The following is a 21,668-nucleotide window of genomic DNA, read 5'->3' on the forward strand; positions in this document are numbered from 1 at the left end:
TTGGGCAAAAATACAGATTAATCACAAGCATTTTGTAATTTGCAGGTGAAATTCAAAAGTACCATCACTATGGCAGGCAGATCGATGTTGGGAAGGGTAAGATCGGCGTTCGGAAAGGACCCCGACGCAGTTTTTGCAAAGGTAAAGGGGGTGATCCATGTGGGCGCGAATTCCGGCCAGGAGATAGAGCTCTACCAACGACATGGATTATCCGTATTGTGGGTCGAACCCAACCCTGTGGTATTTGAAAAACTCCAGGCCAATCTTGCCGGGGTCCTCAAACAATCAGCCATCAAGGCGCTGATCGCCGATACGGACAATGTAGAGTACCCCTTTCATCTTGCCAATAACGACGGCGAATCCTCCTCCATCCTCGATCTGAACCTCCACCGGGAAGTGTGGCCCGAGGTACAATATGAAAGGACCATACAGTTGATCAGTAAGACCCTGCCCACCCTTCTCCGGGAGAATAACGTCGATCTCAAGGAGTACGACATGCTCGTGATGGATACCCAGGGTGCGGAGTTGCTGGTCCTGAAGGGTGCAGCGCCGATCCTGGCGGATTTTACCTATATCAAGGCTGAAGTTCCGGATTTCGAATCCTATAAAGACTGTTGCCAGGTGAAAGACCTTGCCACGTTCCTCGGCCCGCTGGGATTCCGGGAATATTCCCGTCACCGCTTCGCCGGGAGAAAGGGCGCCGGCAACTACTACGATATTGTTTACAAAAAGGATCCCCCGGATCAGGGCCGGAAAGCAAAGATATTTAGCAGCAGATCGAACTCATAGTCGGTGTCCTTATCCCAAAAGGGCCGGGCATGGATAACACCGCCGTCCTTGATCGCGTATTCAAATCCATTTCGGGCCAGGATGTCCAGTATCTGATTCAGATCGGACGATCTCTCGTACCTTCCGTGGTATTCGATAAAAAGATTCCTGACGTTCGTCAGTTTGTCCGAACAATCTTTTAGCACCGGCAGTTCAGCACCTTCGATATCGATCTTCAGAAAATCGACCGGTTCATTCAATAGCTCCCTCAGTCGGACAGTGTTCGCTTTTTCCATGCCCGCCTTTGCGGATTCGCCCGTGATCCTGCTGGACATATTGCCTGCGGAATTGAAAGAGATACCCTCATTATGGATCCAAACGGCGGCATTGACGGCCGTGGTATCCTCGAAGCCCCAATTCTCAAGATTCCGTTGCAGCAAGGCAAAGTTCAATGCGTCCGGCTCGAAGCCCGTGACGATCGCATTGGGATAATTGGTCTTGAAGTATAAGATACTCGTGCCGATGTAGGAGCCGCAGTCGATGATCCTCGGCCGGTCGATTTGCGGCCTGAACTTATAAAATTCTTTGATGAACAGTTCGTCCACTGACACCAGGAATTCGGAGGCGTCCCGAAAGCAGATGGTGTACCTGTCTTTGTAAACATGCTGCTTCACCTCCCGGTTATCTTTCTGATGCTTCCACTTTTTTTCCTCGAACCAACCGATACCGAATGCGCGATAGGGCCGATGAAATAGTTTGTTCACCCGATGCCTGACTCCTCCAATAAGATTGTTTAACAGGGGCATGAAGATAACTGATTTTCAATTGTGTGCTTGATCCAAAAAACACCAAAAGTAACAATAATTTTCATATTTTTGGCCGCTATGGATGTGGTACTTCTTTTCAATGGCCTGGGAAATCAGATGTCACAGTACGCCTTTTATCTGAAGAAGAAACAGGTCTCCCGTTCAACCCGGTTCATCTTCGAACGAAAATCGAGAAGCATCCACAACGGTTACGAGCTGTACAACGTATTCGGCATCCCGCTGCGCGAAACGGTCCTGGACAGGATGTTGTATTTTTTGTATCTCGGACTGGCCTATAAGAAAGCCCGATTCATCTCGCAGCCGGCGAACCGGCTACTCGGCCGACTTGGATTCCGCGTATATAACGAGTCCGATAACTATAATTTCCAGCCGCAAATGCTGCACCGCTCCCGCGGGATCCGATTCTATGCAGGAGGATGGCATTCCGACAGATATTTCAGGGATATAAAGGACCAGGTGCTCAGGGCATTCGAGTTCGACCGGTCGAAGTTGGGAGCGGCCAACGAGGAAATGTTGCAAAGGATAAAAGTATGCCGGAGTGTTTCAGTCCACATCCGGCGCGGCGATTTCCTGGACGCCAACAATTATTCCAAATTCGGCTCGGTCTGCACGTTGAACTATTTCCTTACCGCCATCGAAAAGGTCCGGTCGATGGCGGAGGGGGCCCATTTCTTCTTTTTTACGAATGACCATGCCTGGGTGAGGGAGAATTTCCAGGGGACCGATGTTACCGTCGTCGATATCAACAAGGCCGGTGACAGTTGGAAGGACATGTTCCTGATCTCCCAGTGCGAGCACAATATCAATTCCAACGGCACCTTCAGCTGGTGGTCCGCCTATTTGAATAGAAATCCGGAGAAGATCGTTATCGTACCAAGGAACTTTTTGGCCGGTATCCATTTCGAGGATATTTACCCCGAGGAATGGATACAGCTGTCCGATTATTGATCGCCTTTTTCGGTCATCCACAAGCAACCTGTTTGTACGTCATCAAGGCGTATACTCTCTGCGGGAATGTCACCCGAACAGGAACAGTCATGCAGATACGGTGAGGTAAGCCAGGAATTTCACCAACCCCCGGCGCTTGGGTCCATCCAGCCGGTAATCCAGGTGCATTGTAAAATAGTCGCGCAGGTTGAACATCGGATAAGGATTCTCCGCCACGACAGCGTCGATATGTCGAAGCCCCAGGGCATTGGCGGCATCGAAGGCCTTTATGAAAGCCGGATCCAGCCGCTTATTGCTGATCCAGGCCGCAAAAACAAAGGGCAGGCCTGTGAAGTCCTTCCATGCTCCGGCGAGATCATAGATATATGGCGATGTCGTCCGCTGTTCCAGCGCACGATCGCCGATGACGACCCCAGCCGTTGAACCCCGGATGTGACTCAGAAAGTCCTTACCCGCATCCACAAGCTCGGGTTCGATCTTCCAGTACTCTCTCAGCAGCACCCGCGCCAGTTGCACCGAAGTGCGGCTTTGATAGTCCAGCAGCACCCTTTCGATGCGGTCGATGGGCTGCTCGCTGAACAGACATACAGAGGCGACGTCCCCGTTGCTGCCGATGCAATAATCCCCGTTGATATAGTACTCTTCCATGGACGGGATGATCGCCACGGGTACCAGCCCCATATCGATCTCTCCCCTGACCAGCATTTCCGCGATCCGGGAAGGGTAGTCGATCACCAGCTCGATGTCCTTCCGGACGGCCGACCGTTCGATCCCATAAAGTAACGGTTTTGTGTTCAGATAGCTAACTGCACCCACCCGTATTTTTCTTTCCAATTCCTTTGCTTTAATTTTGGCGCAAATTATGGAATTAAACTCACTTACCGCCATTTCCCCCATCGACGGACGCTATCGTCACCAGGTGCAACACCTCGACGACTATTTCTCGGAATATGCCCTGATCCGGTACAGGGTACTGGTGGAGGTAGAGTATTTCCTTTTCCTAGCCCGAAAGCGATTCTTTCCCCTGGACGCGGCCACAAAACGAAAGCTGCAAGCCCGGGCCGAACAATTCAGCCTCGAGGACGCGCAATGGATCAAAGAGGCCGAAAAGACCACCAATCACGACGTAAAAGCGGTGGAGTACTTTCTGAAGTCCGTTCTCGAAGAACAGAAAGCGGAGAGCGACCTGTCGGCGGAATGGATCCATTTCGGGCTGACCTCGCAGGATATCAACAACACGGCTATCCCGCTGCTATGGAAACATGCGGTAGAATTCGAATATCTCCCCGGCCTGCTCAATATGAAACGCCAGCTGGAAGTACTGGTCAGGGATTGGAACGATATCCCGATGCTGGCCCGGACACACGGCCAGCCGGCAAGCCCGACAATGCTCGGCAAGGAGATCATGGTCTTTATCGAGCGATTGGAGGACCAGGTGGAACTGTTGATCCAGGTTCCCTTCTCCGCGAAGTTCGGTGGAGCGACGGGAAATTTCAACGCCCATCATGTCGCTTTCCCGAGCAAGGACTGGGTCAAGCTTGGTAACGAGTTTGTCGAGGGAACGCTGGGGCTGCAACGTCAACAGTACACTACGCAGATCGAGCACTATGACAATCTCGCAGCGCATTTCGACGCGATGAAACGGATCAATAATATCCTGATCGATCTTTGCCGCGACATCTGGACCTATGTTTCCATGGACTATTTCAGGCAAAAAGTGAAGAAGGGAGAGATCGGATCTTCGGCCATGCCGCATAAGGTCAACCCCATCGATTTCGAGAACGCGGAGGGAAATCTCGGTTTCGCAAACGCGTTGTTCGAGCATTTGGCCGCCAAGCTTCCTATCAGCCGGCTGCAACGCGACCTGACGGACTCGACCGTTCTGCGCAACATCGGCGTACCGTTCGCCCATACCATCCTCGCCTTCAGATCGATCGAAAAGGGACTTGACAAACTGGTGCTGAACCGGCAAAAGCTACAGGAAGACCTGGACAACAATTGGGCCGTCGTGGCCGAAGCCATACAAACCATCCTACGACGGGAGAATTACCCCAAGCCTTATGAGGCGCTAAAAGCACTGACCCGGGGGAAAGAGGGCATCAACAAGCAATCGATCCATGCCTTTATCGATGGGCTGCCAGTCAAGGCAATGCTTAAAAAAGAGTTGAAAAAGATCACTCCGCACAACTATACCGGCGTCGTCTCCAAATAAGAAGGGCCAAACCCGTGTCATTTATGGATCTCCGAAGTGAAATGAAACTCGATCTCCGGGTTATTCGTCCGCTCAGTATTGAGGAACCACTCGCTTTGCGCCAGGTAGACCAGGAACCCGTCCTTGTCTTCGGCTATATTGGCGTGTTTGAAGCGCGTAAATTCCTCCAGCTTTTTGGGGTCCTTGCTGGTGATCCAGCAAGCCTTGTAAAAGGGTTGGGCATTGAACTGCACCGACGCGCCGTACTCGTGCAACAGCCGGTATTGGATCACCTCGAACTGCAGCTCACCCACGCAACCGATGATCTTCTTGTTCCCGCCGTACTGAGTGAACAACTGAGCGACCCCTTCGTCGGTCAATTGAAGCAAGCCCTTCTCCAACTGCTTGGTTTTCATCGGGTCTTTATTGACCACCTCTTTAAATATCTCGGGTGAAAAGGAGGGTATCCCCGTGAAATAGAAATCCTCGCCCTCCGTGAGGGTATCCCCGATCTTGAAATTGCCGGTATCGAAAAGGCCCACTACGTCGCCGGGATAGGCGTCATCGATGACATCCTTGTCCCGGGCCAGGAAAGTATAAGGGTTGCTGAACCGGACCTCTTTGTCAAGCCGTACGTGATGGAAATATTTATTCCGTTCGAACCGGCCGCTGCATACCCGCAGAAAGGCGATACGGTCCCGGTGTTTCGGATCCAGGTTGGCGTGAATCTTGAACACGAAACCGCTGAATTTGTCTTCTTCCACGTCGAGATGACGGTTGGAGGTCTCCCGTCCGCGGGGTGTCGGGGCGATGCGGATGAAGGTGTCCAGCATCTCTTTCACCCCGAAATTATTGATGGCGCTGCCGAAAAACACCGGAGCCACCTTGCCCTTGAGATAGTCGTCGACGTTGAGCTCCCCGTGAACCCCATCCACCAGTTCCACATCTTCCCGGAGAATGCTTGCATCCTTTTCGCCAAGGCGCTCGTCCAGCACCGGGCTGTCCAGGCGGTCGATGCGGACCGTGTCCTCATCGACGGCCTTTGTATTAGCGGTGAAAAGGACCAGGTTCTTATCGTATAAGTTATAGACCCCCTTGAAATCCTTGCCGCTGTTGATGGGCCAGGTCATGGGATGCAGCTGGATCTTCAGCTCTTTTTCGATCTCTTCCAACAGGTCGAATCGGTTCTTGCCATCGCGGTCCATCTTGTTGATGAAAACGATCACCGGGGTGTCACGCATCCGGCACACTTCCATGAGCCGCCGGGTTTGGGCTTCGACCCCGTTGACGCTGTCCACCACCAGGATGACGCTGTCGACGGCCGTGAGGGTCCGATAGGTGTCTTCGGCGAAATCCTTGTGACCGGGAGTATCCAGCAGATTGATCAGGATACCCCGGTATTCGAAGCTCATGACCGAGGTGGCTACAGAGATGCCGCGCTGGCGCTCGATCTCCATAAAGTCGCTGGTCGCATGTTTCTTTATCTTGTTGCTCTTTACCGCGCCCGCCGTCTGGATGGCCCCCCCGAAGAGCAGGAATTTCTCCGTGAGCGTGGTCTTTCCGGCATCGGGGTGGGAAATGATAGCAAAGCTGCGGCGCTTGGTAATTTCGTTGTGATACTTCATATCGCGGCCGCGAAGTTACGATTTGCCTCGCAAAAAAACCTGCGGGAGTCGCCCCGCAGGTTCGTTTTTGGCGGTTTGCACCGTTTGTCGCCGGTTCAGGACCGGTTATTGCTGTGCCACGATCAATCGTTTGGAGTCCACTGACTTCCCGTTGACAATCAGCGTATAGATATACATCCCGGGAGCGAACCTGCCCGTCCCCAACTGGACCTGGTTCTTTCCGGCCGAGGGGCTCAGCACGATGGTTTGCACGGGCTTCCCATCCAGCGTATAGACCTGGCAGGTGGCTGCGCTGACCTGCGGAGGCAGGGAGTATTCGATCGTCGTCGAGCCGGTAGCCGGGTTGGGGTAACTGTTGCCGAGCCATGTGGCGCTTTGCGCCTTCAGGCTGTTGGCCTCCGCCGGAGTAAGGTTGAGGCGGTTGGTCAGCAGGGCCCTCAGTTGGTCGACCTGGGTGCGCAAATCCTCGAGCTGATTCTGGAGCTCCGAGGTCAGCGGCGTGTTGGGAGCCGAAGCCGTGACGCCCGACGCCGACTTGTAGACATACCCGTTGGCGTCGATCACCAGCACGGTCCCGCTGCCGCTTTGAAGGCTCTCGAACCGGATATTGGAAGGATTCGATTGTCCGGCGACTGCAGTGCAATTGACATCAAGTTTAGCGGTGGGCGCCGTCGTGGCGATGCCAAAATAGCCCACCGGCGTGAACCGCGCCCGCTCGAGACCATTGCCGGAGGCGGCGTTGGTCCCGAAAAGCAGCCCCCCCACAGAATCCAGGTTTTGCAGCACCAGGTCCCCGTTGTGGGCCGTCGCCACATATTCGGCAGTACCCGATGCAAGAGCCAGCTTTCCGAGACGGTTGGTGCTGGTCGAAGGGCTGTCGATCAACTGAATGCTGGGGCCATTACCGGACAAACGGAGGAATTGGTCCACAGAATTGCTGACGATGTGCAACGGTATGGCCGGCGTACTGGTGCCGATGCCGACGTTACCGCCGGAAAGAATGGTCATTCTTTCGGTGTTGTTGGTGCGAAAGACCAGCCGGTTGGCGTCCGTGGTACCGACGAAGTTGGTGGCGGGGCTGGTCCCCGCATTACCGGTAAGCAGCCAGTTTTGGGAAAATGCGCAATGGGATAAGACAACTGCGAACATAGAGATAAAGATCTTTTTCATAATAAGTGGTTTAAATGGTGAATTTGCCCCTAACCTACAGCGACCCGCTGCAGCGAGGACACGGTTACATATTCGTGTAGCAAAACCTGTTTAGCCGTGTAAGATTTGCCGATAAGCGTGTCAGTTTATACCCAGTCTTTTCTTGACGGTAGCCCAAACCGGAAGGATATCCGAGGAAAGCCGAAGGGCAAGCACACCTGCGCCATACAGCAGGATGACCGAGGCCGACCGGAGAACAAGCCATAGAAAGCCCTGCTGCCGGTGAAAGAGATAGTGACAGATGAAATAGACCGCGACCGCCAGTACCAACGTATATATGGTCTGACGGGAAAAGGGCTGCAATCCGAACTTCCTGTAAAGAAAGACCCAGCGGATGAAATTATAGACGGAGAACGTTACCAGGTCGGCGATAGCGGGTCCGACGACCCCAAGCCTGACGGCGAGAAAGTAGTTGAGCGGAAGGGTAAGAACGATCAGGATCAACCCGGACACAAGCTCGAACTGCCAATAGTTCGAGGTGCCGATGATCGAGGAATTCACCCCGGTCCCCATGTCGATGATCCGGGTCAGACCGATGATCAAAAACACCGAACGGGCCTGCAGGTATTCCGGCTTTAGCTGAAGAGTGATCACCCCGTCGGTAAAATTCAGCCAGATCAACAGGAAGATGCCCGCCGAAAAGATCAGCTGGTTGATGGAGGAACGGGCATAGATCCGTTGGATACGCCCCAAATCCTTATCTTTCCAGGCGCGCGACAATGGGCCAGTGGCAGCCGCGATTATCGGCTTCTGAGGCGTTTGGATCAGACTGGCGATGTATTGGGCGAGCGTAAACACACCGACATAGGTCAGGCCATTGGGTACAACCGCAGCGATGACCACCTGCGCGAAATAAAAGGACAGATTGAATACCGCACTGCCTGCCCACCCCATCAACGCCATGGACAGGATCTTGCGAAAGAATTTCCGGGTGACCCGGCTTGGGACGAGCGTCAAAGTCAGCTCTCCTTTTTGGATAAGATATACAAAAAGGATCACCGCCAGCACCAGGTAAGTGCAGGCGTAGATGGCGATAAAGATGCCGAAGTCCGAAATGACGCCTGTCAGCAGCAAGACAACCAGGATACAGGTCATCAGGCGCCATTGCACTTCCCGCAAATAGCTGGTCAGCACCGACCGCCGCACCTGCCAGCCATAGGCCTCCAGCAGGCTATAAAAGGTAAGACCCAGCGCAAAGGGGAATATCCAATAATAGTAGTGTACAAAGGCCGCCGAATTGTGCCCGAATTTGCGGATGATCACCGGTTTTAAGATCAGTCCTGCCCCGGTCACCAGCAGAAAGCCCACAAATCCGATCAGCAACACCCAGGTCATCATATCGTTCTTCTTCTGCGGCAGGTTGTCATGATAATAGGGGTAGAATTTTTGGATATAGTAGGGCATCCCGGCATTGGCGCAGGCATACATGATATTGGCGAGGGCAATGAACAGTCCATTGTACAATCCATATTCGGCCGGTTCGATCCCCTTGGCGGCAAGCAGGGTATTGAGTGCACCCACGCCGATGCCAAAATAGGCGATACCGGAAGAAATGATACTTTGACGACGGATGGTACTCATTCACCTGATTTTAAAATCCCGCTCCGGACAGCAGATCATTGAGGTCCTCTTTACTCTCGTAGTGGAAGGGCCGGTTGAAGGTCATCATGCCTTTTTGAACCTTGACCCGGCCTTCGAGTGTCAAGTTCACCCGGCTGCTTTGCAACAGGGACAGCGCATTGCTGAAGAGGGCTTTGGTATCCAGCTCCAGGGCTACGGGCACGAAGAATGTGTCCTTTTTGGGAATGAAAATCGTGGTGTCCAGCAGGGAATGCCCCGCGTGTTTTCCATTGATCAGTACCTCCACTTCCGCCCGTTTCAGGTAAAGATTGAAAGGATTGGAGTTGTACATCTTGACGGTTGTCGCCAGGGTTGTCTGACCGCCGGCCCCGCGTGCGAACTGGAGATTCCGGAAGCCGTAATAATCCGGCGGCTGGGGCTGGCGGCAGCTGACCGCCAGCACGACTGCGAGGGCCGCTATCCATCCAAGCCTCCTGTCGATCCTTGTTAATCCTTGCATAGCCGCAAGATAAGGGAAAAATACCCTATCTTTCTGCTAAAGTAATAGCCGTGTCTACCATCCCCGAACGTATCAAGCAATTCAACAGCAGCCGGTTACCCGCGTTCACGGCAATGAAGTTCGAGACGATGGCGGAAGACCCTTTCCGGTTCTTCCGGGGCACCTGTCACCTCTTCTATGAGGATCTGAGCCATGCCGGAAATTTTCCCTCCTCCCCCATCAGCTGGATCTGCGGCGATCTGCATTTGGAGAACTTCGGCACCTACAAAGGCGACAACCGGCTTATTTACTTCGATCTGAACGATTTTGACGAGGGCTTGCTCGCCCCTACTGCCTGGGAGGTGGTCCGGATGATGACCAGCATCTTCGTGGGCTGCGAATCCCTCGGTATCAATAAAAAAGAGACCCGGCAGATCGCCGATCTCTTCCTGCGCAACTATTCTTTTCACCTCTCTTCCGGCAAGGCGCGGTACCTCGAAGTGGAAACCGCCAACGGTATCGTCCGCACCTTTCTCGAAAGGATTACCCAGCGCAAACAGAAAGAGCTCATCCGCCAGCGGACCGAAGAAGGAAAGAACGGCCGGCTGCAGCTGAGAATCGATCACGTGCGCTTTTTTCCGATCGACAAGGTCCTGCGTAAAGAACTCCTGGCGCACGTCAATCAGTGGATGCAGAAGAGTCCCCTGATGAGGGACCGCTACCAGGCCGTCGACGCCTGCTTTCGGGTGGCCGGCACTGGCAGCCTCGGAGTCAATCGCTATGCGCTCCTCGTCCGGAATTCCGAAGATGCCAGGAAACATATGCTCATCGACATGAAGGAAGCCCGGTACTCATCGGTACTTCCCTGGCTCAAGGTACCCCAGCCTGCCTGGACTTCCGAGGCTGACCGGGTGGTGGCGATCCAACTCCGGATGCAGAACATCAACCCGGCCCTGTTGAGCACAACGCGGTTCCGGGGACTTCCTTATGTGATGAAGGAGTTGCAGCCGACCTCAGACAAGATCGATTTCCTCCTGGTGAAAGACCGGTATAAGGATATCGCCTGCGTAGTCGGGGACATGGCCTTTCTCACCGCGAGCGCGCAGCTGCGCAGCGCCGGGCGCCAGGGCGCTGCGGTTCCCGATCAACTGATCGAGTTCGGGCAGGATACACTTTGGCAGGCGCCGTTGCTGGAATACGCCACCCGGTATGCCGCGCAGGTGAAAAAGGATTATCAGGAGTATTTTACGGCCTACAAAGCCGGCTATTTTGAATAAATGCACTCTATGGTGGTAACAGCTGACATCCTCGTCAAATTGGCGCTGTCGATCGTGATCGGCGGCTTACTGGGTGCCGAACGGGAATACCGGAGCAAATCCGCCGGCTTTCGAACGTTGACCCTGATCTGCCTTGGCGCTACCCTCTTTACCATCTTCTCGCAACTGGTCGGAGGGCCCGGCAATCCGGACCGGATCGCTTCCAATATCGTCACCGGCATCGGTTTTGTCGGGGCAGGAGTGATCTTTAAAGGGGACAGTTCCAGCAAGGTCAACGGTATCACCACGGCAGCCATGATCTGGGTAACGGCCGCCCTCGGGGTGACCATCGGCGCGGGCTACCTCCTGATCGCCGTGATCGCCACCGGGATGATCTTCCTGGTTCTCTTCCTTTTCACCCTGGTCGAAGGCTGGATCGATCGCTATAACCAGATCCGGAAATACCATATCGTTTGTATCTTCGAAGGGGAGACCCTGATGCGGTTTGAAGAACTGTTCAAGACCCATCACCTGCGGTTCAAGCGTACACGTCAGACCAAATCCGCGGAGAACCTGCTGACGGGCGAATGGGTGGTCCAGGGAAGTGAACAAAATCACCGCCACGTGGTACGTGAGCTAATGCGGGATCCGACGGTAAAGGCGATGGAGTTTTGAAATAAATGTTTATTTTTCGGCCTGTGAAACTCCTTTTTTCGACCCTGTCCGTATGGTTTTCCCTCTTCACTTCTGCCCAGGTCTGTACCAGCGGGCTTGGCGACCCCATCGTAAAATTCACCTTTGGCAGCGGTACGGCCACCTACGGACCGGCCCTTCCCTCCAGCGTAACGAAGATGACTTACGAGCAGTCATCGTGCCCCCAGGGCAGTGACATCGGCGGATACTCGATCATCCATTCCCCGGATCAAAATTGCTTTGGCGGCGATTGGGTGAATTTCACCGGCGACCATACCGGTGACCCCAACGGTTATTTCATGTGCCTCAATGCTTCCACTCCGCCCAGCGACTTCTACAGACAGCAGGTCGATGGCCTTTGTTCGGGGACTTCCTACCAGTTCAGCGCCTGGATCGTCAACATGGCTTCCCATGCCGGCGAGATCATGCCGGACATCACGTTCAGCATCCAAAATACCGACGGCTCCGTCATCCAGAGCTTCGATACCGGTCCTGTTCCGATCGTGAACCCGGCAAAATGGAATCAATATGCCTTCTATTTTGCGACCCCACCGGGCATCACTTCGGTCGTCATCTCGATGAGAAATAATGCGCCGGGCGGTTATGGTAATGATCTCGGCCTCGATGACATCACCTTCCGGACCTCAGGGCCATCCATCGCTATCGCGTTTGCCGGCCATGCGGGAGACAGTGTCATGTTCTGCGCCGATGCGGCGAACAGTCAGGGGCTCGTCGGTGCGGTTGGGAGTTGCTATCCGTCCTCCGAATATCAGTGGCAGTTGAGTACTGACCATGGCGCCAATTGGGCGGATATTCCCGGAGCCGTCAACCCGGTTTATTCCGCGACGCCGACCACCGCCGGAAGCTATCTGTATCGGCTTGCTTCCGCTCAGGCAGGCAATATCGGCAATACCGCCTGCAAAGTCGTTTCCTCCGCCGACTCCATCATCGTGCTCTCTTCCGGCACGCCGGGCGTCAGCATCGTCGAAGAAAATCCCGCTTGTGTTGACTCGACGGTGGTGTTCACGGCGCAGCCCGTATATGGTGGACCCGCCCCTTCGTATCTTTGGACGGTCAATGGGATCACCGTCGGGGGCAATACCGCCGGTTTCAGCGCCGGCACCTTCTCCGACGGAGACCAGGTCAGTTGCCTGATGACGAGCAGTAACCAATGTCCCAGGCCGACGGCCGATGCTTTCAGCAATGTCATTACGATAAAAACGATCCCCGATGTCATATCCTCGGTCAGTATCGTCTCGACCGCCGATGCCATTTGCCGGGACAGCCTCGTGATATTCACCGCCACCCCGACCAACGGCGGGGACGAACCGGTCTATCAATGGTTGATCAACGGTAACCCGATGGGGCCCGGAGGGCCGGTATACCAGACCCGCCGGCTCGATTCCGGCGATGTTGTGAGTGTGCGAATGACCGGCAGCCTGCGCTGTTCGGGACCGGCCGTTTCCAATGTCGTCGCGATGACGGTGTACGATCAGCCCGTTATCCATCTGACGCCTGACACGATCATCGCGGCGCATAGCCAGATCGTACTCGACCCGACCATCACCGGTAGGGTGGATCAGTATCATTGGGAACCGGCTCCCTATCTCAGTGACACCTCGCAATTGCATCCGATCGTGGCCCCAATAGGAACGACGGTGTACGAGATTGTGGCCAACAACAGTTTCTGTTCTGCCACCGCCAGCGAAAAGGTGGAAGTGTTCTACGATCTGCTGATGCCGAATGCGTTTAGTCCAAATGGCGATGGACGAGATGACGTCTTCCGGATACCTCCTTCCGTACCGCTGACAATCAGGAACTTTGCGATCTATAATCGATGGGGCGCATTGATATTTGCAACTGCCAATGCCAGGGAGGGTTGGGATGGAACATTCAAAGGGCAGGCCCAGGCGGCCGGTACGTATGTCTGGGTAATCGAATACGAAAATCCCATCCTCAAAAAAAATATGATGAGAAAGGGGGTCGTCGAGCTGGTGAGGTAGACGGCCGGGGCCGGCAGTGACGGTTGCCGGGAACGGCCCGGCGCCTAGAACAGCGTCAGCGTCCAGCTCCGCCCGAAGGTTTCTCCCGACTCCAGCCGCTGAATACCTTCTTTTTCCGTCAGCTCCTGGCTGCTATCAACAGCATCGGCGATGCCGCACCAGGGCTCGAGGCAGACAAAATCCGCTTTGGGCGCAGCCCAGATCCCCAGGAAGGGAAAACCGGGATAATCCATCTTCAATCCTCTTTCCGTCTTTTTGCTGCGCAGCGCGACTCCTGAGCTGGCGGGATGCTTCAGCACAAGCGCGTCCTTTGCAAACAGATCCTTTGTAAGCGGCAGCGTGCGCGTATTGTTCAACAGCGGCTGCGCCGGCATATCGATGAGCCCGTCTTTGGAGATCGGCCAGCGCGGCGTGTTCTCGGTTTGATCGAATTCCAAATAATAATCCGTATACTCCGTTCCGGGCGCCAGCGGAACCTTGAATGCGGGGTGGCCGCCGACGGAAAAATACAGCGGACCGGTGGCAGGATTCGTCACGCGATAGGTAGTGCTGAATCCCGAACCATTGAGCCGGTAGATGACCCTGAGCTCGAAGCCGAACGGATAGTTCTTTTTTGTAGCGGCATCGCTTTTCAGCAAGAAGCCGATGCTCTCCGCGCTTTGAGTCTCGACGGCGAACTCATGGTCCCGGGCGAAGCCGTGGCGCGGCAGGGAATAGGCATTGCCCTGGTAGTTATAGGTGTTCCCCTTGAGGGTGCCGACGATAGGGAAAAGCAAGGGGGAATGCTTCCCCCAGAAGGCCGGGTCGCCGCTCCACATATATTCGGTCTGGAATTCTTTTTGGAAGATGCTTTGAAGTTCTGCGCCTTTCGGATGAATAGTAAGCCTGAGTTGTTGATTTTCGATGGTGACCATGAGTCTACTTTTTGACTAGCGGCAAACGGCCTGTGGCCGTTTTGGATGCAATTTAGTACATTCGGGGTATGATGCGCAACCTGGCAATCATCTGGACCAGCTTTAAAATGGCACTGCAGGAGTTTCGATCCAACAAGCTCCGCACTTTCCTGTCCCTGTTGGGGATCACTTTCGGCATCTTTTGCATCATCAGCGTCCTCTCGACCATCAGCAGCATGCAAATGGCGGTCAATAAGGATCTGAAAGCCCTTGGCTCCAAGACCATCTATATCGACAAATGGCAATACACCGCCGGACCCGACTATCCCTGGTGGAAATATGTCAAACGGCCCGTGCCAAAGATCGAAGAGCTGCGGCTGCTGAAGATGAAAGTCCCCGATGCGGCGCATATCTCCTTTGAGATGGAGACCCAGGACAAGGTGGAATTCGGCGACAATATCCTCACCGGCGTCAGCTATTACGGTAACACCGAGGATTTCGACAAGATCCAGCAGGTGACGATCGGGGCGGGACGATATTTCCAACAGGCCGAATTCGACCATGGAACGGCGCTGGTCGTCCTGGGCTATCGCATCGCCGAACGGCTCTTCAGCAAGCCGGAGAAAGCGCTCGGTCAGACCGTAAAGCTGAAAGGCGACAAACAGGCAATCGTCATCGGCATCATCGAGAAGCAGGGACAAAGCCTTATCGGGGGATGGGATTACGACAATTCGATCCTGCTGACCTACTCCTTCCTGAAACAGATGATCCGCGATGAGAATGCCCAGCCCAAGCTGCTGGTCCAGGCCGGCGCCAATATGAGCATGGATGCGCTATCGGACGAGCTAAAGGGAGCCATGCGATCGATCCGCAAGCTCAGCCCCACCCAGGAAGATAATTTTGCGCTGAACAATATCGACAACCTCAGCAAATTCTTCGATCCCATCTTTCGCGGGATGAATATCGGCGGCTGGGCGATCGCAGCCTTATCGCTTGTCGTGGGAATGTTCGGCGTCGCCAATATCATGTTCGTCACCGTCCGCGAACGGACCAGCCAGATCGGCCTGAAGAAGGCCATCGGCGCCAAGAAGGGGGTTATTTTGACGGAGTTCCTGCTCGAGTCGGCCTTTCTCTGCGTCATCGGCGGGGTGATCGGAATGATCGCCGTTTTTGCGCTGACCCTCATTATTTCCACGATGCTGAGCTTCCAGGTGGTGATCCCCGTGAACATCATCCTGCTGGCCATCACCATTTGTCTTTTTACCGGCGTGGCGTCGGGGATCATCCCCGCCTTCGTGGCGGCGCGGATGGATCCGGTCGTGGCGATTAGGTCTAAGTAAGTGCTCTCTGCCCGGCTACGGCTGCTTCGCAGCCTAAACGGGGCTAAAAAATTGCCCTTTGGGCAACGGCCTTCCAGGCCGTTTGGCTAATTTTGCGCCCATGCATTCCACTCGCACCGAACCGGTTACCCTTTTAGCCATCGAATCTTCTTGTGATGAGACCAGCTGCGCGATCAGCCGCGATGGGGTCATCCTGGCCAATATCATCGCCGGGCAGGCCGTGCATGAGCAGTATGGCGGGGTAGTGCCGGAGCTGGCGAGCCGGGCGCATATGCAGAACATCGTTCCGGTCGTAGATGCAGCCCTGAAAAAGGCCGGCGTCGCCCTCTCCGAACTAAGCGGCATTGCTTTCACCCAATCCCCGGGTTTGATCGGATCGTTACTCGTCGGTTCGCAGTTTGCAAAATCCCTGGCCCAGGCGTTGGAGATCCCGCTCATCGCCGTGCATCATATGCAGGCGCATGTGCTGGCGAACCTGATCGGACCCGCGGCCGGCACGCCCAACCTGCAACAGCCCACCACGCCCTCCTTCCCCTTTCTTTGTCTGACCGTCAGCGGCGGCCATACCCAGATCGTCCTTTGTCACTCGCCGTTGAAGATGGAAGTCATCGGTGAAACGTTGGATGACGCGGCCGGTGAAGCCTTCGACAAATCGGCCAAGCTCCTCGGCCTCCCCTACCCTGGCGGCCCGCTGATCGATAAATATGCCAGGGAAGGCGATCCGGCGCGCTTCGCATTCCCCGAGCCGCAGATCCCCGGGCTCAATTTCAGCTTCAGCGGGTTGAAAACAGCCATCCTCTATTTCCTGCAGGACCAGACGGCAAAGGACCCCGGATTCGTCACTGCCAACCTGCCCGATATCTGCGCCTCGGTACAGGGACGTATCGTTTCGATCCTGCTGAACAAATATCGCCGGGCTGCGCGTGAGACCGGCGTCACCGATCTTTGCGTCGCCGGTGGCGTATCGGCCAACAGCGGGTTGCGCAAGGCCTTCCAGGAAATGGGCCGGAAAGAAGGGTGGAACACGTTTATCCCGGCCTTCGAGTATTGCACCGATAACGCCGCGATGATCGCCATCACCGGCCACTATAAATTCCTGGCGGGGGAGTTCGCGCCTTTATCGGCCAGCGCCAGCGCCCGTGCGGAATGGTAGGTTGCGGGCTTGCGAGCCGTTCACCGCCCCACCCGGGCCGAAGGGCTGCCAAGCCGCCGAACGCCCAAATGTCCTAATTTTGCGCGCATGCCAAACCCCTTTTTCCAGTTCAAACAATTCATCATCCGCCAGGACCAATGCGCCATGAAGGTCTGCACCGACGCCTGTATCCTCGGCGCCTGGTTCGCCAGCAAGACGCCGGCCTGGTCGCACGTGCTGGACATCGGCAGCGGCACCGGCCTGCTCATGCTGATGCTGGCACAGAAACATAAGGGGGAGATCAGGGGCATCGAGCTCGATGGCAATGCGTATCACCAGCTGAAGCAGAATATCGGGCAGAGCCCCTGGAAACAGATGCTGAAGGTGTATCCCGGCGATGTGCGGTCCTTCAGCTTTCCGGGCAAGTTCGATTTTATCATCACGAACCCGCCCTTTTATGAGGGCGATCTCGCCGCATCCACCGAAGCGGCCAACCTGGCGCGGCACAGCAAAGAGCTGACGCTGTCCGAGCTGCTGGCCGTCATCGACGCCAATCTAACCCCCGAAGGCTCGTTCGGCATCCTCCTGCCCTATCACCGCTCGGCCTGGTTCGAACAGCAGGCCCTCTCCGGCTACGGCTTTTCCTTGCGCGAAAAGTTGCTCGTCCGCCAGACGCCCCGGCACGATTACTTCCGGAGCGTTCTTTATTTCTCCCGCCGCAAGGAGAGCTTTGTTCCGACGTCCGAGCTGACGATCCAGGATAGCGAGGGAGTGTACACGGAAGATTTTACCGATCTGATGAGGGATTATTACCTGTATCTATAGAGGGCGGGCATACTCCTCCAAATAAGAGTAATGGGGTGTCAATTCACCATTCTTTACCATCGTCGCCCGGTCAATGATGACCGATCCACCCCTGATCAGCGGCTCCAGCACATGCTTGATCAACTGCTCGCCGAAATAGCGCGAGGCGTCCCGAGGCAACTCGTTGGGCAGGTTGCCCACCGCCATGACATCGACCCCGCCGGGCTGGTAGGGGGCCGTCCGCTGACGGGTATTCGGATCCACACCATAGACCGGCGCATCCATCGTGGAGTCGCCCAGGTTGCAGGGGATGGACCCCTCGCGGTCGTCGGTGATATCGGCGATGGTGCGGATACGAAAACCCGGGTCCTGCATATCCTCCCATTCGAAGAGCCGCGGCATATTGGGGTCCCAATAGATGCCGTTCATGAGGATGTCCGCCGTGCGGGCAAAGGGCAGGAACTTACAGCGGTATTCCTGCGGGTGCTGATGGAAATGTTCCCGTTTATAGCTTTTTGTCTGCGCGTGGACATAAAGACCCGCGCCCTTCAGCTGCGTGAACACCGGGTAGCTGAACTTGCGTTCCAGGAATTCGTCGGGTTCGACTTCGACGATCTCGAGCAGGTTCATCACTTCCAGCACGCCATGTGCAACGCGGCCGGAGCCCGTAACCGCGACCTTTATCTCCGGGAGCCGCAGGCCGAAATAGGTGTGAATCAGTTCGCGGAAGCTTTTTTGTTTATATACGCGGCCCAATTCGTATAGGCCCGTGCGTTGACCATAAGCCATGATGCCGTTGTGCGCGCCCACAACCCCCGCAAAGAACCCGAAGCCAAGGATTCGCTGGCCGTCATCGTGCTCCAGGCATTCATAGTCGATCAGCGTGATGCCGCGGTCGAGGATGGTCCGGAACATGGCTTGGTTGGCCGGCTGCGCTTTCTTAGTATGGGAGAAGAATAAGTAGGTCTTACCGGGGAGAAGTTGCCGCACGGGGACCTCCTTGATGCCCAGGAGAATATCGCATTCCTCCATCGTTTCCTTCACCTCTATCCCCGCATCGCGGTATTCTTTGTCGGAATAGCAGCGATCCGGCGACGCCTGGGCGATCACCCGGACATCCGACGCATTCTTTTGGATCCATTTACATTGTGCGGGCGTGAGAGCCACTCGATTGTCTGCGGGTACTTTGCCTTCGCGTAACAAGCCGATCGTTATCATCCGGCTAAAGATAGAAATTTTTATTCCTTTTTGGACAGATAGGGCTAAATCCGTAATATTGCGTCCCGCTTTTTCCACGAAAACACGCGATTCAATGCCCGGATGGCGGAACTGGTAGACGCGTCAGACTCAAAATCTGGTTATCGCAAGGTAGTGCAGGTTCGATTCCTGTTCCGGGCACTTGAAGACAAAACCCGCTCTGGCAGCGGGTTTTGCTTCAATCAAACTCCTCAGATCGCAATTTACAGAAGCCGATACCACCCAATAGAATTTCCGCGGCCCTTCGGAAAAATTGACCGAGGATTGTCCTACTCAATCCTGAGATTCGGCGCCGGATTCATCTTTGCAGCCTCCCAGGTCTGCGACAAAATCGTAATTAAACCAATTAGAAGCAAGAATCCGAAGCAGCTCAACAGTTGAATTATCCCAAAGGAAGATCTATTCGCAAAGTTTTGGAGGAATAGGATTGCTAATACATAACCAATGGGTAGCGAAATACATCCTGAGATCAGAAGCAGCCTGACAAATCCCTTACTAACCAGCGCAAGAATCTGATCAACCCGTGCCCCGATCACTCTCCGAAGGCTGATCTCTTTCTTTCGGACTTCGACCGTGTACACCACAAGCCCCAATAGCCCCAACGATCCGATGGTGATGGTCGTCAACGCCAAAAAACCCAATAGGGAAATGGTCGCTGTCTGGTTATTCCTGTCCTTCAGTTCTTTGTCCAGCCGGTAACAGGAAAACACCTGATGCGGATAGATTTTCTTCCATGCTATTTCAAGCTGCCTCACAACATCACTTGCGGAATTGGCGACCCGGACGTTTAAAATATTATAAGAATGTGCTTTCCGCCTTAATACCAGCGGAGAGATAAAAATACCCGGTCCGCGAAAATAAAAATCCTTCACAATACCCTTTATCTGCACCATCGTGCTGTCATCAATCCGTACATCCTTGCCTACCGCGTCGGAAATATCCTTAAAGCCTAACGTGCGAGCTGTCATTTCGTTAATCAGAATATAGTTCTCCTTTTCCGTTGACTTACCGTCAGAGAAGTCGGCGCCTGCTACAAATTTCAGGTTCATCATGGGGGCCGTCTCATGGTCGACAAAATAATCATCCACCTGGATAGGCTCTTTATCGCTTGTCCCAAGAGCTACTCGTGTGCTGCCGGCTCTGCCGATCCCGAAATTTGCCGACATTGCCGAAACTTGCCGGACCCCGCTTAGGCGGAGAAATTCGCTGGTGAGCAATTCCGGATCTGCGCCTTCAAGGGAAACCGAGACTATGTCGGCCGTCCGGAATCCGGGATCCACCTCCGCCAAATGTGAGAATTGGGTATAGAAAGCAGATAGAAATATCAATACCACCAACGAAAGGCTGAACTGAAACACGATAAGTGTTTTCTGCAAAGAAAGGCTGCCGAATATTCTCTTGGTCCGGATATTCTTTAGCACTTCCGCCGGTTTAAAGGAACTCAGCATCCACGCCGGCAGGACGCCGGCCATAAGTCCCGAGAAAAAGCTAAACAAGAAAAAAAGCAACAGAGTACTCAATCCTATTCTTACGTCGGGCATGAATTCGTAACCGTCGTTAAACGGTTTGTATCTCAAAATGGCATGGAGGATCAGGTAAGCCAGGATCAATGCGAGGAAGGCAATCAAAGTGGATTCTACGACATATTGAATAAACACCTGATAACGTCTTGCTCCGGCGACCTTTCTGATACCAACTTCCTTGCTTCTTGTCAGCCCTCTGGCGATCGTCATATTGGTGTAGTTAAAGCACCCCGCCAGGAGGATGAGCAATGCTATCCCGCATTCGGCCCAAATCTTTGCCCAACCGATGCCTCCCGCATTGTCGTTATATATTTCAATAGAGGCTGGTGTAAGGTCGCATAGTCGTTGCAATTCGAATTGATAGATATCCTCGTCCTTTGACCTCACAACATATCTGCTCAGCCCGGCAACTGCCGCGTCGGCAAGTTTCTTCGAAACATCCGGCTTAAGCCTTACATAAGTATACACGCGCTGAAAAGTATTCCAGGACGACGGATCAACGTCGACCGCGTTCTTCTTTTGCAACATGACCAGCGAAGACGATGGCAAATAGTAATCGTATTTCAGATGTGACTTTTCCATAACCGGGTTCAGTACCCCGCTCACTAAAAAAGCTCCAAGTTTATTAACCGTTACAATTTTTCCCAGCGGATCTTCCTTGCCGAATAAATTAAGTGCAGCCTCCGCGCTGAGAACGATATTTCCCGGCTTTTCGAGAACATTCGTCTTTACTCCTTTGGCCAATGAAAAACCGAATATCCGGAAGAAGGAAGATTGAGTAAATGCCCCTTGCATCGAAAGTGCCTTGTCACCATAACTAACATCCTGCCCGACTGTCGGTGTAACACTCACAGCCTCTTCGAACACCTCCAGGTCCTTCACCAAGGGCAATAATGGCGCCGGCGTCGATGCGGCATAAAGCAAGTTATTATGCTTGCCTGAAACCCTGTTGATGACGCGGTATATCCGATCGAAGGCAGGATGAAACCGGTCATAGCTCAATGCATCCTTGGTACGCAGGATCACCATCATGCCGATTGCCATACTCAAAGCCAGTCCAAAAATATTGATCAACGAGAATAATTTGTTACGGCGCAAGCTCCGGAAAGCAATACGGAGGTAATTCTTAATCATGGTAAT

18 protein-coding genes and 1 tRNA gene are annotated in these 21,668 nt (G+C 54.2%); 10 read left to right on the forward strand and 9 right to left on the reverse strand.

The window, feature by feature from the left end:
- Positions 1-69 precede the first annotated feature (69 nt).
- The gene (locus VHE34_RS14770; RefSeq protein ID WP_325589217.1) at positions 70-789 is read left to right on the forward strand and encodes an FkbM family methyltransferase; all 720 of its coding nucleotides are present in this window, start codon (positions 70-72) and stop codon (positions 787-789) included.
- On the opposite strand, the gene VHE34_RS14775 is transcribed toward VHE34_RS14770, so the two are convergent.
- Positions 744-1,574: an FkbM family methyltransferase gene (locus tag VHE34_RS14775; protein WP_325589219.1), complete on the reverse strand. Its 831-nt coding sequence runs from the start codon at positions 1,572-1,574 to the stop codon at positions 744-746. The two genes, VHE34_RS14770 and VHE34_RS14775, sit on opposite strands and share 46 nt — an antisense overlap.
- 78 nt (positions 1,575-1,652) lie before the next feature.
- Here VHE34_RS14775 and VHE34_RS14780 point away from each other — a divergent pair, with 78 nt between their 5' ends.
- Positions 1,653-2,543: an alpha-1,2-fucosyltransferase gene (locus VHE34_RS14780; RefSeq protein ID WP_325589221.1), complete on the forward strand. Its 891-nt coding sequence runs from the start codon at positions 1,653-1,655 to the stop codon at positions 2,541-2,543.
- Between the two features lie 87 nt (positions 2,544-2,630).
- Here VHE34_RS14780 and VHE34_RS14785 read toward each other — a convergent pair whose 3' ends face one another.
- Positions 2,631-3,377: a menaquinone biosynthesis protein gene (locus tag VHE34_RS14785; protein ID WP_325589223.1), complete on the reverse strand. Its 747-nt coding sequence runs from the start codon at positions 3,375-3,377 to the stop codon at positions 2,631-2,633.
- 28 nt (positions 3,378-3,405) lie between these two features.
- On the opposite strand from VHE34_RS14785, the gene purB reads away from it, so the two are divergent.
- Positions 3,406-4,755, forward strand: a complete 1,350-nt coding sequence (gene purB / locus VHE34_RS14790; protein WP_325589225.1) for an adenylosuccinate lyase — start codon at positions 3,406-3,408, stop codon at positions 4,753-4,755.
- Between the two features lie 17 nt (positions 4,756-4,772).
- Here the strand turns inward: purB and VHE34_RS14795 are convergent, their stop codons facing one another.
- From VHE34_RS14795 to VHE34_RS14810, 4 genes are all read right to left on the reverse strand, one after another.
- A complete protein-coding gene (locus VHE34_RS14795) occupies positions 4,773-6,359 on the reverse strand; it encodes a peptide chain release factor 3 (protein WP_325589229.1) in 1,587 nt (528 codons plus the stop codon).
- A gap of 105 nt (positions 6,360-6,464) precedes the next feature.
- Positions 6,465-7,529, reverse strand: coding sequence for a T9SS type A sorting domain-containing protein (locus tag VHE34_RS14800; RefSeq protein WP_325589231.1), 1,065 nt, complete (start codon positions 7,527-7,529; stop codon positions 6,465-6,467).
- 120 nt (positions 7,530-7,649) lie between these two features.
- Positions 7,650-9,149 carry a polysaccharide biosynthesis C-terminal domain-containing protein gene (locus tag VHE34_RS14805; protein WP_325589233.1) on the reverse strand — a complete coding sequence of 500 codons (1,500 nt, stop codon included), beginning with the start codon at positions 9,147-9,149 and terminating at the stop codon, positions 7,650-7,652.
- Positions 9,150-9,159: 10 nt separating this feature from the next.
- The gene (locus VHE34_RS14810) at positions 9,160-9,648 is read right to left on the reverse strand and encodes an LEA type 2 family protein (RefSeq protein ID WP_325589235.1); all 489 of its coding nucleotides are present in this window, start codon (positions 9,646-9,648) and stop codon (positions 9,160-9,162) included.
- Positions 9,649-9,698: 50 nt separating this feature from the next.
- Between VHE34_RS14810 and VHE34_RS14815 the strand changes: the two genes are divergently transcribed.
- Genes VHE34_RS14815 through VHE34_RS14825 form a run of 3 tightly spaced genes read left to right on the forward strand, consistent with a single transcriptional unit; the run spans position 9,699 to position 13,579 of the window.
- Positions 9,699-10,904 carry a DUF2252 domain-containing protein gene (locus VHE34_RS14815; protein WP_325589237.1) on the forward strand — a complete coding sequence of 402 codons (1,206 nt, stop codon included), beginning with the start codon at positions 9,699-9,701 and terminating at the stop codon, positions 10,902-10,904.
- Positions 10,905-10,913: 9 nt separating this feature from the next.
- Positions 10,914-11,558, forward strand: a complete 645-nt coding sequence (locus VHE34_RS14820) for an MgtC/SapB family protein (RefSeq protein ID WP_325589239.1) — start codon at positions 10,914-10,916, stop codon at positions 11,556-11,558.
- Between the two features lie 23 nt (positions 11,559-11,581).
- Positions 11,582-13,579, forward strand: coding sequence for a gliding motility-associated C-terminal domain-containing protein (locus tag VHE34_RS14825; protein WP_325589241.1), 1,998 nt, complete (start codon positions 11,582-11,584; stop codon positions 13,577-13,579).
- 44 nt (positions 13,580-13,623) lie between these two features.
- On the opposite strand, the gene VHE34_RS14830 is transcribed toward VHE34_RS14825, so the two are convergent.
- Complete coding sequence (locus VHE34_RS14830; RefSeq protein WP_325589243.1) at positions 13,624-14,493, reverse strand: aldose 1-epimerase family protein; 870 nt, start codon at positions 14,491-14,493, stop codon at positions 13,624-13,626.
- 68 nt (positions 14,494-14,561) lie between these two features.
- Here VHE34_RS14830 and VHE34_RS14835 point away from each other — a divergent pair, with 68 nt between their 5' ends.
- From VHE34_RS14835 to VHE34_RS14845, 3 genes are all read left to right on the forward strand, one after another.
- Complete coding sequence (locus VHE34_RS14835; protein WP_325589245.1) at positions 14,562-15,812, forward strand: ABC transporter permease; 1,251 nt, start codon at positions 14,562-14,564, stop codon at positions 15,810-15,812.
- 100 nt (positions 15,813-15,912) lie between these two features.
- Positions 15,913-16,965, forward strand: coding sequence for a tRNA (adenosine(37)-N6)-threonylcarbamoyltransferase complex transferase subunit TsaD (gene tsaD / locus VHE34_RS14840; protein WP_325589247.1), 1,053 nt, complete (start codon positions 15,913-15,915; stop codon positions 16,963-16,965).
- 87 nt (positions 16,966-17,052) lie between these two features.
- Positions 17,053-17,769, forward strand: coding sequence for a tRNA1(Val) (adenine(37)-N6)-methyltransferase (locus VHE34_RS14845; RefSeq protein WP_325589249.1), 717 nt, complete (start codon positions 17,053-17,055; stop codon positions 17,767-17,769).
- On the opposite strand, the gene VHE34_RS14850 is transcribed toward VHE34_RS14845, so the two are convergent.
- A complete protein-coding gene (locus tag VHE34_RS14850; protein ID WP_325589251.1) occupies positions 17,764-18,966 on the reverse strand; it encodes an NAD(P)-dependent oxidoreductase in 1,203 nt (400 codons plus the stop codon). The two genes, VHE34_RS14845 and VHE34_RS14850, sit on opposite strands and share 6 nt — an antisense overlap.
- Positions 18,967-19,062: 96 nt before the next feature.
- Here VHE34_RS14850 and VHE34_RS14855 point away from each other — a divergent pair.
- Positions 19,063-19,146: transfer RNA gene (locus VHE34_RS14855), tRNA-Leu, on the forward strand.
- Positions 19,147-19,274: 128 nt separating this feature from the next.
- Here the strand turns inward: VHE34_RS14855 and VHE34_RS14860 are convergent.
- Positions 19,275-21,662: an ABC transporter permease gene (locus tag VHE34_RS14860; protein ID WP_325589253.1), complete on the reverse strand. Its 2,388-nt coding sequence runs from the start codon at positions 21,660-21,662 to the stop codon at positions 19,275-19,277.
- Between the last annotated feature and the right edge of the window lie 6 nt (positions 21,663-21,668).

The sequence above is a fragment of the Puia sp. genome, from assembly GCF_035546395.1.
Taxonomy (GTDB): Bacteria; Bacteroidota; Bacteroidia; order Chitinophagales; family Chitinophagaceae; genus Puia.

Bases quoted from the DNA above. Each gene is read 5' to 3' on its own strand.
- VHE34_RS14770 (WP_325589217.1), top strand. From the start codon at position 70: ATGGCAGGCAGATCGATGTTGGGAAGGGTAAGATCGGCGTTCGGAAAG.
- VHE34_RS14775 (WP_325589219.1), bottom strand. From the start codon at position 1,574: ATGCCCCTGTTAAACAATCTTATTGGAGGAGTCAGGCATCGGGTGAAC.
- VHE34_RS14780 (WP_325589221.1), top strand. From the start codon at position 1,653: ATGGATGTGGTACTTCTTTTCAATGGCCTGGGAAATCAGATGTCACAG.
- purB (WP_325589225.1), top strand. From the start codon at position 3,406: ATGGAATTAAACTCACTTACCGCCATTTCCCCCATCGACGGACGCTAT.
- VHE34_RS14795 (WP_325589229.1), bottom strand. From the start codon at position 6,359: ATGAAGTATCACAACGAAATTACCAAGCGCCGCAGCTTTGCTATCATT.
- VHE34_RS14800 (WP_325589231.1), bottom strand. From the start codon at position 7,529: ATGAAAAAGATCTTTATCTCTATGTTCGCAGTTGTCTTATCCCATTGC.
- VHE34_RS14805 (WP_325589233.1), bottom strand. From the start codon at position 9,149: ATGAGTACCATCCGTCGTCAAAGTATCATTTCTTCCGGTATCGCCTAT.
- VHE34_RS14810 (WP_325589235.1), bottom strand. From the start codon at position 9,648: ATGCAAGGATTAACAAGGATCGACAGGAGGCTTGGATGGATAGCGGCC.
- VHE34_RS14820 (WP_325589239.1), top strand. From the start codon at position 10,914: ATGGTGGTAACAGCTGACATCCTCGTCAAATTGGCGCTGTCGATCGTG.
- VHE34_RS14830 (WP_325589243.1), bottom strand. From the start codon at position 14,493: ATGGTCACCATCGAAAATCAACAACTCAGGCTTACTATTCATCCGAAA.
- VHE34_RS14835 (WP_325589245.1), top strand. From the start codon at position 14,562: ATGATGCGCAACCTGGCAATCATCTGGACCAGCTTTAAAATGGCACTG.
- tsaD (WP_325589247.1), top strand. From the start codon at position 15,913: ATGCATTCCACTCGCACCGAACCGGTTACCCTTTTAGCCATCGAATCT.
- VHE34_RS14845 (WP_325589249.1), top strand. From the start codon at position 17,053: ATGCCAAACCCCTTTTTCCAGTTCAAACAATTCATCATCCGCCAGGAC.
- VHE34_RS14850 (WP_325589251.1), bottom strand. From the start codon at position 18,966: ATGATAACGATCGGCTTGTTACGCGAAGGCAAAGTACCCGCAGACAAT.
- VHE34_RS14860 (WP_325589253.1), bottom strand. From the start codon at position 21,662: ATGATTAAGAATTACCTCCGTATTGCTTTCCGGAGCTTGCGCCGTAAC.